The sequence below is a fragment of the Ramlibacter sp. AN1133 genome (assembly GCF_037890035.1).
In the GTDB taxonomy this organism is placed as follows: Bacteria; Pseudomonadota; Gammaproteobacteria; order Burkholderiales; family Burkholderiaceae_C; genus Ramlibacter.
The window spans coordinates 111,575-125,080 of the sequence record NZ_JBBKTQ010000004.1; the positions used below are offsets into that span (position 1 = coordinate 111,575).

The 13,506-nt window shown below is 70.0% G+C and carries 13 protein-coding genes; 8 read left to right on the top strand and 5 right to left on the bottom strand.

Annotated elements, in window-relative coordinates; translation table 11 throughout:
* Window positions 1–55: 55 nt before the first annotated feature.
* Window positions 56–2,884, top strand: a complete 2,829-nt coding sequence (gene polA / locus WG923_RS06780; protein ID WP_340350184.1) for a DNA polymerase I — start codon at window positions 56–58, stop codon at window positions 2,882–2,884.
* A 130-nt stretch (window positions 2,885–3,014) separates the two neighbouring features.
* On the opposite strand, the gene WG923_RS06785 is transcribed toward polA, so the two are convergent.
* Both WG923_RS06785 and WG923_RS06790 read right to left on the bottom strand, forming a co-directional pair.
* Window positions 3,015–3,596, bottom strand: coding sequence for a UbiX family flavin prenyltransferase (locus tag WG923_RS06785; protein ID WP_340350185.1), 582 nt, complete (start codon window positions 3,594–3,596; stop codon window positions 3,015–3,017).
* On the bottom strand, window positions 3,597–3,821 hold the full coding sequence (locus WG923_RS06790) for a 4-oxalocrotonate tautomerase (protein ID WP_340350186.1): 225 nt from the start codon (window positions 3,819–3,821) through the stop codon (window positions 3,597–3,599).
* 53 nt (window positions 3,822–3,874) lie between these two features.
* Here WG923_RS06790 and WG923_RS06795 point away from each other — a divergent pair, with 53 nt between their 5' ends.
* Entirely contained in the window at window positions 3,875–4,771 is an 897-nt protein-coding gene (locus WG923_RS06795) for a dienelactone hydrolase family protein (RefSeq protein WP_340350187.1), read from the top strand.
* Window positions 4,772–4,822: 51 nt separating this feature from the next.
* Window positions 4,823–5,686, top strand: coding sequence for a ZIP family metal transporter (locus WG923_RS06800; protein WP_340350188.1), 864 nt, complete (start codon window positions 4,823–4,825; stop codon window positions 5,684–5,686).
* 19 nt (window positions 5,687–5,705) lie between these two features.
* Here WG923_RS06800 and WG923_RS06805 read toward each other — a convergent pair whose 3' ends face one another.
* Window positions 5,706–6,080 carry a hypothetical protein gene (locus WG923_RS06805; protein ID WP_340350189.1) on the bottom strand — a complete coding sequence of 125 codons (375 nt, stop codon included), beginning with the start codon at window positions 6,078–6,080 and terminating at the stop codon, window positions 5,706–5,708.
* Between the two features lie 266 nt (window positions 6,081–6,346).
* Here WG923_RS06805 and WG923_RS06810 point away from each other — a divergent pair, with 266 nt between their 5' ends.
* The 3 genes from WG923_RS06810 to WG923_RS06820 all read left to right on the top strand — a co-directional run bounded on the left by WG923_RS06810 (window position 6,347) and on the right by WG923_RS06820 (window position 9,279).
* Complete coding sequence (locus tag WG923_RS06810; RefSeq protein ID WP_340350190.1) at window positions 6,347–7,936, top strand: hypothetical protein; 1,590 nt, start codon at window positions 6,347–6,349, stop codon at window positions 7,934–7,936.
* Between the two features lie 85 nt (window positions 7,937–8,021).
* Window positions 8,022–8,663: a DUF4142 domain-containing protein gene (locus tag WG923_RS06815; protein WP_340350191.1), complete on the top strand. Its 642-nt coding sequence runs from the start codon at window positions 8,022–8,024 to the stop codon at window positions 8,661–8,663.
* A 34-nt stretch (window positions 8,664–8,697) separates the two neighbouring features.
* Window positions 8,698–9,279 (top strand): DUF4142 domain-containing protein, encoded by a 582-nt coding sequence (locus WG923_RS06820; RefSeq protein WP_340350192.1) that lies wholly within the window; start codon window positions 8,698–8,700, stop codon window positions 9,277–9,279.
* On the opposite strand, the gene WG923_RS06825 is transcribed toward WG923_RS06820, so the two are convergent.
* Window positions 9,264–9,782, bottom strand: a complete 519-nt coding sequence (locus WG923_RS06825) for a DUF4019 domain-containing protein (protein WP_340350193.1) — start codon at window positions 9,780–9,782, stop codon at window positions 9,264–9,266. The genes WG923_RS06820 and WG923_RS06825 overlap by 16 nt on opposite strands.
* A gap of 218 nt (window positions 9,783–10,000) precedes the next feature.
* Here WG923_RS06825 and WG923_RS06830 point away from each other — a divergent pair, with 218 nt between their 5' ends.
* Window positions 10,001–12,076: an ATP-dependent helicase gene (locus WG923_RS06830; RefSeq protein ID WP_340350194.1), complete on the top strand. Its 2,076-nt coding sequence runs from the start codon at window positions 10,001–10,003 to the stop codon at window positions 12,074–12,076.
* Between the two features lie 130 nt (window positions 12,077–12,206).
* On the opposite strand, the gene WG923_RS06835 is transcribed toward WG923_RS06830, so the two are convergent.
* Window positions 12,207–12,479 (bottom strand): hypothetical protein, encoded by a 273-nt coding sequence (locus WG923_RS06835; protein ID WP_340350195.1) that lies wholly within the window; start codon window positions 12,477–12,479, stop codon window positions 12,207–12,209.
* 162 nt (window positions 12,480–12,641) lie between these two features.
* Between WG923_RS06835 and WG923_RS06840 the strand changes: the two genes are divergently transcribed.
* The gene (locus WG923_RS06840) at window positions 12,642–13,337 is read left to right on the top strand and encodes a tyrosine-protein phosphatase (protein WP_340350196.1); all 696 of its coding nucleotides are present in this window, start codon (window positions 12,642–12,644) and stop codon (window positions 13,335–13,337) included.
* Window positions 13,338–13,506 lie beyond the last annotated feature (169 nt).

The window sequence follows — 13,506 nt, forward strand, 5'->3', positions numbered from 1 at the left end:
GCTCCGCCGCCAGCCTACCGGTCCTGCCGGTGTCCGCAGGCACAATCCCAGGCCTATGAGCGAGACCGACGAAGTCCCCCAACCCCAACCCAAGGTGCTGCTGCTGGTCGACGGCTCCAGCTACCTCTATCGCGCCTTCCATGCGATGCCCGACCTGCGCGCGGTGCCCGGCGACCCCACGAGCCCGGCCACCGGCGCCATCCGCGGCATGATCAACATGATGCAGAAGCTGCGCCGCGACGTGCGCGCGGACTACGCGGTGTGCGTGTTCGATGCCCCCGGCGCCACCTTCCGCGACGAACTGTATCCCGCGTACAAGGCGACGCGCTCGCCCATGCCGCCGGAGCTGCGCACGCAGATCGACCCGATCCACGAGGTGGTGCAGCTGCTCGGATGGAAGGTGCTCAACGTGCCCGGCGTCGAGGCCGACGACGTGATCGGCACGCTGGCCTGCCTGGCCACGCGCGCCGGCGTGCAGACCATCATTTCCAGCGGCGACAAGGACCTGTCGCAGCTCGTGAACGAGCAGGTCGTCGTGATCGACACCATGAACGACCGGCGCCGCGACCTGCAGGGCGTGGAGACGGAGTTCGGCGTCCCGCCGCGGCTGATGGTGGACTACCAGACGCTGGTGGGCGACGCGGTCGACAACGTACCGGGCGTCGACAAGGTCGGGCCCAAGACGGCCGTCAAGCTGCTGCAGGAATACGGCTCGCTCGACAACCTGATCGCCAACGCCGACAAGGTCAAGGGCGCCGTGGGCGAGAACCTGCGCCGCGCGCTCGAATGGCTGCCCAAGGGCCGCCAGCTGCTGACCATCCGCACCGACTGCGACCTGAAGGACCACATCCCCGGCTTCCCGGACCTGCAGGACATCGTGATCGGCGGGCAGGACGTGGAAAAGCTCAAGGCCTTCTACGAACGCTACGGCTTCAAGGGGCTGGCACGCCAGCTCGAGACGCACGACGTGCCGCCGGAGCTGATCGAGGAGCACCGCAGCAGGAAACGCGTCGGCCCCGGGGAGCGCCCGCCCGGCGGCGCGTTCGAGGAGCCGGACCTCTCCGGCCTGTCGCAGGCCACCACGCTGCACTACGAGACGATCTTCACCTGGGACCAGCTCGCGCCGTGGCTGGAGCGCATCGAGGCGGCCTCCCTGGTGGCGCTGGACACCGAGACCGACTCGCTCGACGAGATGCGCTCGAACATCGTCGGCCTCTCCTTCAGCACCGAGCCGGGCCTGGCCTGCTACATCCCGCTGGCGCACGACTACCAGGGGGCGCCCGACCAGCTGCCCCGCGACGAGGTGCTGCAGCGCTTCAAGCCCTGGCTGGAGAACCCGGACAAGCACAAGCTCGGCCAGCACGTGAAGTTCGACCGCCATGCGTTCGCCAACCACGGCATCGAGGTGCAGGGCTACGTGCACGACACGATGCTGGAGAGCTACGTGCTCGAAGTGCACAAGCCGCACAGCCTGGCGAGCCTGGCGGAGCGCCACCTGGGGCGCACCGGCATCGACTTCGAGACCATCGCCGGCAAGGGCGCGCACCAGATCACCTTCAACCAGGTGCCCATCGACAAGGCGTCCGAATACTCGTGCGAGGACTCGGACCAGACCATCGACGTGCACCGGGCCCTGTGGGCCAGGCTGGAGAAGGACTCGAAGCTGCGCTTCATCTACGACCTGGAGATCGAGTGCAGCGAGGTGCTGTACCGCATCGAGCGCAACGGCGTGCTGATCGACGCGCAGGCGCTGGCGAAGCAGAGCACCGAACTCGGGCAGCGCATGATGCAGCTCGAACGCGACGCGCACGACCTCGCGGGCCAGCCCTTCAACCTGGGCAGCCCCAAGCAGATCGGCGAGATCCTGTTCACCAAGCAGGGCCTGCCGGTGGTGAAGAAGACCGCGAGTGGCGCGCCGAGCACCGACGAGGAGGTGCTGGAGAAGCTGGCGGAAGACTATCCGCTGCCGGCGAAGATCCTGGAGCACCGCAGCCTGTCGAAGCTCAAGGGCACGTACACCGACACGCTGCCGCAGATGGTGCATCCGCGCACGGGCCGCGTGCACACGCATTACGCGCAGGCGGTGGCGGTGACGGGGCGGCTTTCGAGCAACGACCCGAACCTGCAGAACATCCCGATCCGTACCGTGGAAGGCCGGCGCATCCGCGAGGCGTTCATCGCGCCGCCGGGTAGCTGCATCGCGAGTGCCGACTACAGCCAGATCGAGCTGCGCATCATGGCGCACATCAGCGAGGACGAGGCGCTGCTGCGCGCCTTCCGCGAGAAGCTGGACGTGCACCGCGCCACGGCGGCGGAGGTGTTCGGCCTGCCGCCGGACCAGGTCTCGAGCGAGCAGCGCCGCTACGCAAAGGTGATCAACTTCGGGCTGATCTACGGCATGAGCGCCTTCGGTCTCGCGCGCAACCTGGGCATCGAGACGGCGGCGGCGAAGAACTACATCGAGCGCTATTTCCAGCGCTATCCGGGCGTCAAGCAGTACATGGACGAGACGCGCCTGTCCGCCAAGAGCCGCGGCTTCGTCGAGACGGTGTTCGGCCGCCGCCTGTACCTGCCGGAGATCAATTCACCGAACGGCCCGCGGCGCGGCAGCGCGGAGCGCCAGGCGATCAACGCGCCGATGCAGGGCACCGCGGCGGACCTGATCAAGATGTCGATGATCGAGGTGCAGAAGGTGCTGGAGCGCGAGCAGCGCCGCACGAAGATGATCATGCAGGTGCACGACGAACTGGTGTTCGAGGTGCCCGAAGACGAAGTGGAGTGGCTCAGGACCGAGATCCCGCGGATCATGGCCGCGGTGGCCGAGTTGCGCGTGCCGCTGCTCGCCGAAATCGGGGTGGGCGCCAATTGGGAAGAAGCGCATTAGAAAGGCGGACTTCCGGACGCAGAGGACGCGAAGGGTACGCAGAGGACGCAAAAGAAAACCTTCTAAGTTTCTTTGTCTTTTTTGCGTCCTCTGCGTACCCTTTGCGTCCTCTGCGTCCGGCTGTCGGTATTCAGGAATTCCGCGGATCCCACCGCCGCACGTCCGGAGACTCCAGTCCGAAGAGGTCCAGCACCCGCCCCAGCGTCTGGTCCACCATCTCCTCCAGGCTCGCCGGCTTGGCGTAGAAGGCCGGCACCGGCGGGTAGACGATCGCGCCGGCTTCGGTGGCGGCCGCCATGCTGCGGAGGTGCCCCAGGTGCAAGGGCGTCTCGCGCACCATCAGCACCAGCCGCCGCCGCTCCTTCAGCGCCACGTCCGCTGCGCGCGTGAGCAGGGAACTGGTCACTCCGCTGGCGATTTCGGACAGCGTCTTGATCGAACACGGCGCGACGACCATGCCCAGCGTGCGGAACGAGCCGCTCGCGATGGAGGCGCCGATGTCCGACGGCGCATGGCAGTGGTCCGCCATCGCCCGCAATGCGTCGACCGACACGTCGGACTCGTGCCCCAGCGTCACCTGCGCCGAGTTGCTGAGGACCAGGTGGGTTTCCACGTCCAGCCGCTGCAGCATCGCGAGCAGGCGGATGCCGTAGATGGAGCCCGAGGCGCCGCTGATGCCCACCACCAGCCGCGGGCGCGAAGCGGTGGCCACTCAGCCCTGCTTCTTCTTCTCGGACCAGAGCTCGCCACCCGTGGCCCAGTCCGAAGGCTTGACGTCGAACAGCAGGATGTCCACCGATTCGGGGTTGCTGCCCAGCGCCTCGACGCAGGCGGCCGTCAGCGCCTTCACCAGGTTCTTCTTCTGCTCGGGGGTGCGGCCCTCGAACAGCTCGACGCGGATCGTCGGCATGGGGTTACTCCTTGAAGCGAAGCGCACATTGTGCAGCGGGTCACTAGACTGCGCGCTTTCCACCCCACGGGAGAGTGTCCATGCTTCGCGAAGACCTGGAGAAGGATTTCGATTCGCTGCGGCCGGGCGAATCCACCCTCGAAGGCGCCACGCGGCGCACCGCGCTGAAGACGGCGCTGGGCGTCGGCTACGCGGCCGCGGCCGCGCCGCTGATGGCGCAGACCGCGATCCACACCACCGCCGAGGGCCTCACCGTCGGCGAGACCAGCTACGACGTCAACGGCTTCCAGGTGCCCGCGTACGTGGCGGCGCCGACCGGCAGGACCCACCTGCCGGTGATCCTCGTGGTGCAGGAGATCTTCGGCGTGCACGAGTACATCGCCGATACGGCGCGCCGCTTCGCCCGCGCCGGCTACCTCGCGATCGCGCCGGACTTGTACAAGCGCCAGGGCGACGCGCGCCAGTACACCGACATCCCCAGGCTGATGGCGGAGGTCGTCTCGAAAGTGCCCGATGCGCAGGTGATGGCCGACCTCGACGGCGCGCTGAAGTGGGCCGGCACGCACGGCGGCGACGCCAGCCGGGCCGGCGTCACGGGCTTCTGCTGGGGCGGGCGCATCGTCTGGCTGTACGCCGCGCATGCGCCCATCAAGGCGGGCGTGGCCTGGTACGGCCGCCTGGTCGGCACGCCTTCCGAACTGGCGCCGCGCAACCCGGTGGACCTCGTGGGCAGCCTCAAGGCGCCGGTGCTGGGCCTGTACGGCGAGAAGGACACGGGCATCCCGCTGGACACGGTTGCTAAGATGAAGGCCGCGCTGGCGGAAGGAACGCCGGCTGCGAAGGCCTCGCAGATCGTCGTGTACCCGCAGGCGCCGCATGGCTTCCATGCCGACTACCGCCCAAGCTACGTCAGGCAGGCGGCGGAAGACGGATGGAAGCGCGCGCTGGACTGGTTCAAGACACACGGCGTGGCCTGAGCCCGAGAACAACGACCCTGCTGCCGGCCGCCCCCAGGGGCGGCTTTTCACGTGACCCTGATCGCCATCCTCTTCGCCACGCTCGCCGCCGGCATCGGCAGTGTCTGGCTCGCCGCCGCGCTGATGCGCCTGGGCTGGTTGCCCGGCGCGGGCCCGCAGGACCGCGGGCCGGCCGAACAGCACCTGCTGAGCCTGGCGGCCGGCGCGCTGATGGCCACCGCCTTCATGCACCTGCTGCCGGAGGCGCTCGAGAGCGGCCACGACGCGCAGGCCCTGTTCGGGACGCTGCTCGTGGGGCTGGTGTTCTTCTTCCTCCTGGACAAGGCGGAGCTCTGGCACCACGGCCACGAGCATCACCATGCGCAAGAGGGACCGGGCCACGAGCATGCGCACGCGGGGCACGCGCACGCGCATCACGCGCACGCCGCGCATCCAGGGCCGCAGCTGGCGGAGCCGGCGGTGCGTTCGGGCGGCTGGGCCGTGCTCACCGGCGACAGCGTGCACTGCTTCGGCGACGGGATCCTGATCGCCTCCGCCTTCGTGGCCGACGCGCGCCTGGGCTGGGTCGCCGCGCTGGCGGTGCTCGCGCACGAGGTGCCGCACCACATCGGCGACCTCGCCGTGCTGCGCCAGACGAGCAGCAGCCGCCGCGCGGCCCTGGTGAAGGTCTCGCTGGCGGGCGCGGTCACGCCGCTGGGGGGATTGGTGGGATGGTGGCTGGTCGACCGGCTGGTCGACTACCTGCCGTTCTTCCTGGTGGTGGCCAGCAGCAGCTTCATCTACGTGGCGCTGGCCGACCTGATCCCGCAGCTGCAGAAGCGGCTCGGCGCCCGCGAGACGCTGGCGCAGATCGCCTGGCTGCTGGTCGGCATCGGGCTGGTCACGCTGGTGAGCGTGCTCTCGCACGCCCACTGAGCGCGATCAGGCCGCTGGCTCAGTAACGGCGCGGGTTGTTCGGCCGGCGGTCGAAGCGGTTCGGCACGCCGTCGTGGTCGCGGTCGTTGGACCAGCCGCGGTTGTAGTGCCGGCGCTGGCCGTGGCCATGGTTGTCGTAGTAGATGTAGCTGGGCTGCGTGTAGACGTAGCTCGGCTCGGTGTAGACGTAGCTGGGCTGCGTGTACACATAGCTCGGCTGGCTGTAGACGTAGCCCGGCTGCGTGTACGCATAGCCCGGCTGCACATAGCCGTACGGCACGCCCGTGCCGATCGACAGGTTGATGGACGTGCGCGCCTGCGCGGGCGCGGCGAACAGCGCGGCGCTCGCTGCGATGGCGGCTGCAATGCCGATGATGCGGGTCTTGCTTCCCATGACGTACTGCTCCTTCAGGTGACTGTCGTGGATCTTGCACCCGCGGTGTCAATCCCGGCCGGCGCGCAAGCAAAGGCTGCGTGAAGCTCGATGCTGATCGTTTCAGCACGGAACAGCAGTCCTACATTCCTGCGGATGTTGTCCGACAGGGCTGTCAGCGCCGCAGTCCTAAGGTGACCGCTTGATGGAGGACGTGGGCCATCGCTCGTGAGGCCGGGAAGTCCTTCGTCAGCATCGACCGACAGCATCCAGAAGGAGAATGAGACATGGCATCTCGTGACTACGAGGACCGCGACCGCCAGGGCCGCTGGGGCAGCAGCGACCAGCAGCAGGATCGTGGCCAGGGCATGAGCGGCAGCGAGGCGCGCGGCGGCTGGGGCAGCCAGCAGGGCGGCTATGGATCGCAAGGCTCGCAGGCAGCGCAGGGATCCCCGGGTTCGCAAGGCTCGCAGGCCGGCTACGGCGGCCAGCGCTCCGGATCCGAATTCGGATCGCAGCAATCCTCGGGGTACGGCGGCTACGGCGGCGAAGGCCACGGGTATGGCCGCGGCCAGTCGGGCCCCGACTACGCCAGCGGCCAGCAGGGCGGCGGCAGCTGGGGCCGCGGCGAAGGCAGCGAATTCGGCGGTGGCCGCAATGCGGGCGGCATGCAGTCCTCCGGCTTCGGCGGCGCGGGCGCCAGCAGCTACGGCCAGGGCAGCTGGGGCGGCCCGTCGGGCCAGTCCGGCCAGAGCGACTGGGGCCGCTATGGCGGCCAGCAGGGCAGCTGGGGCGGTGGCCAGGGTGGCGGCATGCACGGCTACGGCCAAGGTGGCGGCATGGGCGGCAGCGGCTACGGCCAGATGAGCGGCGGCATGGGCAGCCAGGGCAGCTACGGGCAGATGGGCGGCGGCACCTACGGGCAGGCCGGTGGCGGCTATGGCGCCAGCCAGGGCTATGGCCAGAGCGGTGGCGGCTATGGCAGCACCCAGGGCTGGCAGGGCGGCCAAGGCCACAACCAGCCGGGCTACGGCGGCCAGGGCAGCAGCTACAACCAGGGCAGCTACGGCAGCCCCGCCGGCGGCACGGGCCAGGGCAGCCATGCCGGCGGCCAGGGTTACGGCAGCCAGGGCTACGGCTCGGGCGGACAGGGCTACGGCGGCGCCCAGTACGGCGGCAGCCAGGGTGGCGGCTACGGCAGCGGCCAGGGCAGCTTCGGCGGCGGCACGGGCAGCTACGGCCAGACGGGCTACGGCGGTGGGCACAGCCAGGGCTATGGCCAGGGCGGCAGCCACGGGCAGGGCAGCAGCTGGAGCGGCGGCGGCCAGGATGTCGGCGGCTACGGCAGCCAGGGCTCGAGCTGGAACCAGGGCGGCAGCAGCTACGGCAGCAGCAGTGGCCAGCACCCCCACCACGACCCCGAATACCACCAGTGGCGCGAAGAGCAGATCCGCAACCTGGACAACGACTACCAGTCGTGGCGGCAGGAGCGCTATCGCAAGTTCAGCGACGAGTTCACCAGCTGGCGCAACAGCCGCAGCGGCGGCCAGGGGCAGAACAGCATGGGGCCGGGCAGCGGTGCGTCGGGCACCAGCGGCATGTCCGGCGGCGTGGGCAGCGGCTCCGGGCAGGGCAGCTACGGCTCCACCGGCCAGAGCGGATCGACCAGCCTGCATGGCGCGGGCGGCACGGCCAGCACGGGCAGCGGGACGAGCGGCAGCAGCGGGTCGTCGGGCAGCTCCGGCACGTCCGGCAGCAGCCTGGGCGGCGGCTCGGGCGGCACGACGGGGTCCAGTGGCAGCAGCGGCTCCGGCAGCGCGGGCGGCTCCAGCGGCAGCAGCTCCGGGAGCAGCGGCTCCGGCAGCACCCGCAAGTGAGCGCCTGCAGCAGGACCGGCGGCGCCGCATGCGGCGCCGCCTTTTTTTCCCGGCACCGATTCCAACGACAGACAGGGAGCATGCAATGAAATCGACCCGCGTTCTCGCACTGCCGGCGCTGGTGGCGCTGGCCTTCGGCCTGGGTGCCGCGCAGGCCCAGACCACCGCCGGCACGGACCGGTCCGCCATCGGCCGCCCGTCCGCCCCGATGGCGCAACCCGGCGCCGGCACGCGCAACCTGCCCGCCACGAGCCGGAAGATCGCGCGCGGCGATCGCAAGTTCATCGAGGAGGCCGCCAGCAGCGGGATGTTCGAGGTACAGGTCGGGCAGCTGGCAGTGGCCAAGGCGAACGACCAGGAGGTCAAGGCCTTCGCCACCATGCTGGTGGACCAGCACACCGCCGCCAACAACGAGCTCGTGCAGCTCGCCAACGCCAAGGGCGTGGAGCTGCCGGCCGCACCCAGGCACTCCCTGCGCCGCGACATCGACAAGCTGGGCAAGAAGAACGGCGCGGAGTTCGACCGCGACTTCGTGCGCAAGGTCGGCATCAAGGCGCACGAGAAGGACATCAAGCTGTTCGAGAAGGCGCGCAAGGACGTGAAGGACGCCGAGCTCAAGGCCTTCGTCGACAAGACCCTGCCCGTGCTGCGGGACCACCTCGCGGCGGCGGAAAAATTGCCGCAATCGGGCAAGAATGCAGCTGCGATGGGAGCCGGCAAGCGCTGAGCGGCTCCGTCGCGTGTCCGAGGAGGGGGCAGGCATGCACACGGCGATCTGGGGGATGGTGGCGGCGGCCGCGCTGGCGGCGCTGCCCGCGGCGGCCACGACGGCCCGCGCGCCGGGGTATGCCGCGTCGTCGGTGGCGGATGCGAAGCCGCTGACGCCGGCGCAGCGCCTGGAGCGCCGCTTCCTGCAGCTCAGTGCCGCCAACATGCGCTTCCAGGCGGAGGGCGCGCGCGTCGCCCTCACCCGCTCCAACAATCCGGCGGTGAAGGAGCTGGCGCACAGCCTGCTGGCGCGCCAGCAGACCGCGCAGCCCGAGCTGCTGCGGCTGCTGCACGCGCGCGGCATGGCGATGCCGCTGGCGACCAACGAGCACGCCAAGCTGCTCAAGCAGCTGGCGAAGCTCAATGGGGCGAAGTTCGACCGGCTCTACGTCGACGAGGTGGTGATCAAGTCGTACCAGGTCGACATCAGCAACTACGAGCGGGTCGCCCTGCAGGCCGAGGACCCGGTGCTCAAGGCCTGGGTGGAGCGGCAGCTCCCCACGCTGCGCCTGCAATTCGCCAAGGCCGGCAAGGCCCTGCCGAACGCCTCGCTCAAGCCTCAGCGCGCCGTGTAGCCGGTGACGCGCCAGCGGCCGTCCGGCTCGCGCACGGTGGTCACCGTTTCCTCCACGTCCGCCTTGTTGGCGAAGCGGCTCTTGAACAGCACCGTCACGTAGTCGCCGGCCGGCCGGCCGGGCAGCGTGGTCTTGTACGTGGCGTCGACCGGCTGGCGCTCGATGAAGGCGCCGAAGGGATCGCGCAGCTTGGGGATGCCGTCCATCCACGCCGGCAGCGGCACGGACTGGCGGAACACCTGGCTGGAGGCGTCCCAGGCCGTGCCCCAGTCCTTGCGATCGAGCAGCAGCAGCCACCCGTGGGCTGCGGTCTGGCCGGCCCGCGCCAGCTCTTCGTCCGGGTTCTTCGGTGCGGATGCTGCCGCGGGTGCGGGGGCAGGGGCCGCGCTCGGTGGGAGAGTGAGCGAGGGGCTGGAATAGCGCGGCGAGGGCTTGATCTGCGCCGGCGCGGCCACGACGGCGAGGGCAAGGCCCAGGGCCAGCATGGTGGGAACGAGGCGCATGGGGAAAACTCCAGGAAACACGGCAAAGGCGCAGCGCAGTCTACCGGCTGCCGCCCACCCGTCCGGCCGCGTACACCCTTTTACCCGGCATTTACCCGCGGCACTCCGCGCGCCAGGCGGGCGGATGGAAGCGGCCGCCGGCGATCGGCGTCTGGTCGGTCCAGGAGGCAGTGCCGACCGGAGGCTGGAGGGGATCACTGGATTAACATACAGCCGCCATGGACCTGCAGTCTCCCGATCCGCTCGCATCCCTCAACCCGCAGCAGCGCGAAGCCGCCACGCATGGCACCGGCGAGAGCGCTGCCGACACCCGGCCGCTGCTGGTGATCGCGGGCGCCGGCTCGGGCAAGACCAACACGCTGGCGCACCGCGTCGCCAACCTGGTCCGCCACGGCGCGGACCCGCAGCGCATGCTGCTGCTCACCTTCAGCCGGCGGGCCGCCCAGGAGATGGAGCGGCGCGTGGGCGGCGTGCTGCAGCAGGCGCTGGGCCTGCCCGGCACGCAGGCGCTGCCCGACCTGCCGTGGAGCGGCACCTTCCACGGCATCGGCGCGCGCCTGCTGCGCGAATACGCGCCGCGCATCGGGCTGGAGGAGAACTTCACCATCCACGACCGGGGCGACGCCGAGGACCTGATGGGCCTCGTGCGGCACGAGATCGGGCTGGCCGACCAGAAGAAGCGCTTCCCGCTCAAGGGCACCTGCCTGGGCATCTATTCGCGCGTGCTGAACACCCGCGATCCGCTGGGCCTGGTGCTGCAGTCGGTCTACCCGTGGTGCACGCAGTGGGAGGACGAACTCAAGAAGCTGTTCGGCGCCTACGTGGAGGCCAAGCAGCAGCAGAACGTGCTGGACTACGACGACCTGCTCGGGTTCTGGGCCGACATGATGGCCGAGCCCACGCTCGCCGAGGAAGTCGGCGCGCGCTTCGACCACGTGCTGGTCGACGAATACCAGGACACCAACCGGCTGCAGGCCCAGATCCTGCTCGGGCTCAAGCCCACCGGGCAGGGCGTCACCGTCGTGGGCGACGACGCGCAGAGCATCTACTCGTTCCGCGGCGCCACGGTGCGCAACATCCTGGACTTCCCGCACCGCTTCGCGCAGCCGGCGCGCATCGTCACGCTGGAGCGCAACTACCGCAGCACCCAGCCCATTCTCGAAGCGAGCAACGCGGTGATCGCGGCGGCGCGCGAGCGGCACGCCAAGGACCTGTTCACCGACAAGGCATCTTCGCAGCGCGCGCAGCTGGTGCTGGTGCCGGACGAGGCGCAGCAGGCGCGCTGGGTCGCCGACCAGGTGCTGCGCCAGCGCGAGGCCGGCGCGCCACTGAAGGCGCAGGCGGTGCTGTTCCGCGCGAGCCACCACAGCGCGCCGCTGGAGCTGGAGCTCGCCCGCCGCAACATCCCGTTCGTGAAGTTCGGCGGGCTGAAATTCCTCGAGGCCTCGCACATCAAGGACCTGATGGCGCTGTTGCGCTTCGCGCAGAATCCGCGCGGGCGCATGGCGGGCTTTCGCGTCGCCCAGCTGGTGCCCGGCGTCGGTGCCGCCACCGCCACGCGCCTGCTCGATGCGTTGGGCGAGGCGAGCGATCCGCACCAGGCCCTGCAGGCCTTCGAGCCGCCGTCGTCCGCCAGGGAAGGCTGGAGCGAACTCGCATCGCTGTACGCGAAACTGAACGACGCGGAACTCGCCTGGCCGGCCGACATGGAACTGGCGAAGTCCTGGTACCTGCCGGTGCTGGAGCGCCTGCACGACGACGCGCAGGTGCGCAAGCTCGATTGCGAACAGCTCGCGCGGCTGGCCGCGGGCTACGGCAGCCGCGAGCGTTTCCTCACCGAGCTGACGCTCGACCCGCCCGAGGTGACCAGCGACCAGAGCGGCCCGCCGCTGCGCGACGAGGACTACCTGATCCTGTCCACCATCCACAGCGCCAAGGGCCAGGAGTGGAAGGCGGTGCACGTGCTCAACGTGGTGGACGGCTGCATCCCCAGCGACATGGCCACGGGCACGACCGAGGAGCTGGAGGAGGAGCGGCGCCTGCTCTATGTGGCGATGACGCGCGCGAAGGAGCAGCTGCACCTGCTGGTGCCGCAGCGCTTCTACGTCTCGCAGCAATCGGGCGGCGGCGACCGCCACGTGTATGCGGGCCGCTCGCGCTTCATTTCCGAGGCGATGGCGAAGCACTTCGAGCAGGTCGCCTGGCCGGAAGCTGCGGTTGGTGCAGGCCTGCCTGCCCGACCCACCGCGCCGGTGATGCAGGTGCGCGATCGCGCTCGCGCCGCCTGGCGCTGACCGACGCGCGAAGCTGCGCCTCGTTCGCGTCGGTGCGCGTCCTGCCTCTGCCGAAAGTGCAGCGGCGAGGGCAGGGCGTTTCCTACGTCGATGCACTGGCGCATGCCGACAGTGCCCCCGGCCCACGTGCCTAGATTGGCCGTGTGGCCGAAGCGAAGTTCGAAAGAGCGACGGCCGAAACCAACCGAACCAAGGAGCAAGCCATGGCATCCCGCAGTTCTTCCACATCCTCGAAATCGGGTTCGTCCCCCTCGCGCAGCAGCTCCGGCAGCAGCCGCGGCAGCGCGTCCAGCGGCGGCAAGAGCAGCAGCCGCAGCAGTTCCAGCCGCAGCAGCAAGCCCAGCGCCAAGGGCGGCAGCCGCAGCGCGAGCTCCGGCAGCAAGTCCTCGCGCAGCAGCAGCAAGTGACGCCCGCCCCGGAGGCGTCCGGGGCCCTTGCAAGCGACGGATGCCTGGCAGGCGCGAGCCGCCAGGCATTGCCTTGTCCAGGGCCGCGTGAAATGCGCATGTCATTCCCACGGCCGATCCCCGCGCGGCCGTTCCCGCGGATGCCGTAGAGTAGCCCCATGCGACTCCCAGGCGCCGCCAACTTCCGTCCCGTCTCCACGCTCCGCCCGGTCCTCTACCGCTCCGACCACCTCGGCGCGCTCGACGAAGCCGACGCGCGCGCGATCACGGCGCTGGGCATCAAGCGCGTGCTGGATTTTCGCGGCGTGCAGGAGCGCGCGTCGGCGGCCTGCCGCGTGCCGGGCGTCACCGTGCATTCGCTGCCGATCGAGCCCACGATCGTCCAGAAACTCAGCGACCTGCTCGCGGCCGGCCAGCCCCTGACCGGCGCCGACGTCACCGCGCACATGCAGGACACCTACCGCGGCTTCGTGCGCCACAACACCGCGCGCTTCGCGGAGTTCTTCGCGCACCTGCTCGCCCGGGACGAGCCGACCGTCTTCCACTGCACCGCGGGCAAGGACCGCACCGGCTTCGCGGCCGCGCTGCTGCTGAAAGCCGTGGGCGCCAGCGACGACGAGGTGATGCACGACTACCTCCTGACCAACGAGCGCCTGGTGCTGCCGCAGGAGTCGCGCATGGGCCTCTCGCGCGAGGCGATGGTGGTGCTGTGGCGGGTGCAGCCCGAGTTCCTGCGCGCCGCCTTCGACGAAGCGGACCGCGCCTACGGCTCGCTCGACACCTACCTGCGCGAAGGCCTCTCCCTCGGGCCGGCGCAGCGCGAGCGGCTCGCCGCCCTCTACCGGGCTGGGTAGCAGCCGGCCCGCAGGCCCTGCCGTTTCCTGCCGCGCCCCGCGCCGGCCTCCTACGCAACTCCCCGGGCAGAACCGACAGGTCTGCCGTGGCCGGATCGCCAACACTGCATGGCATGCCAGCCAAAAGGCCTGTATCCAAGCAGGTCGAAGGCCTGTACATAACAGACAG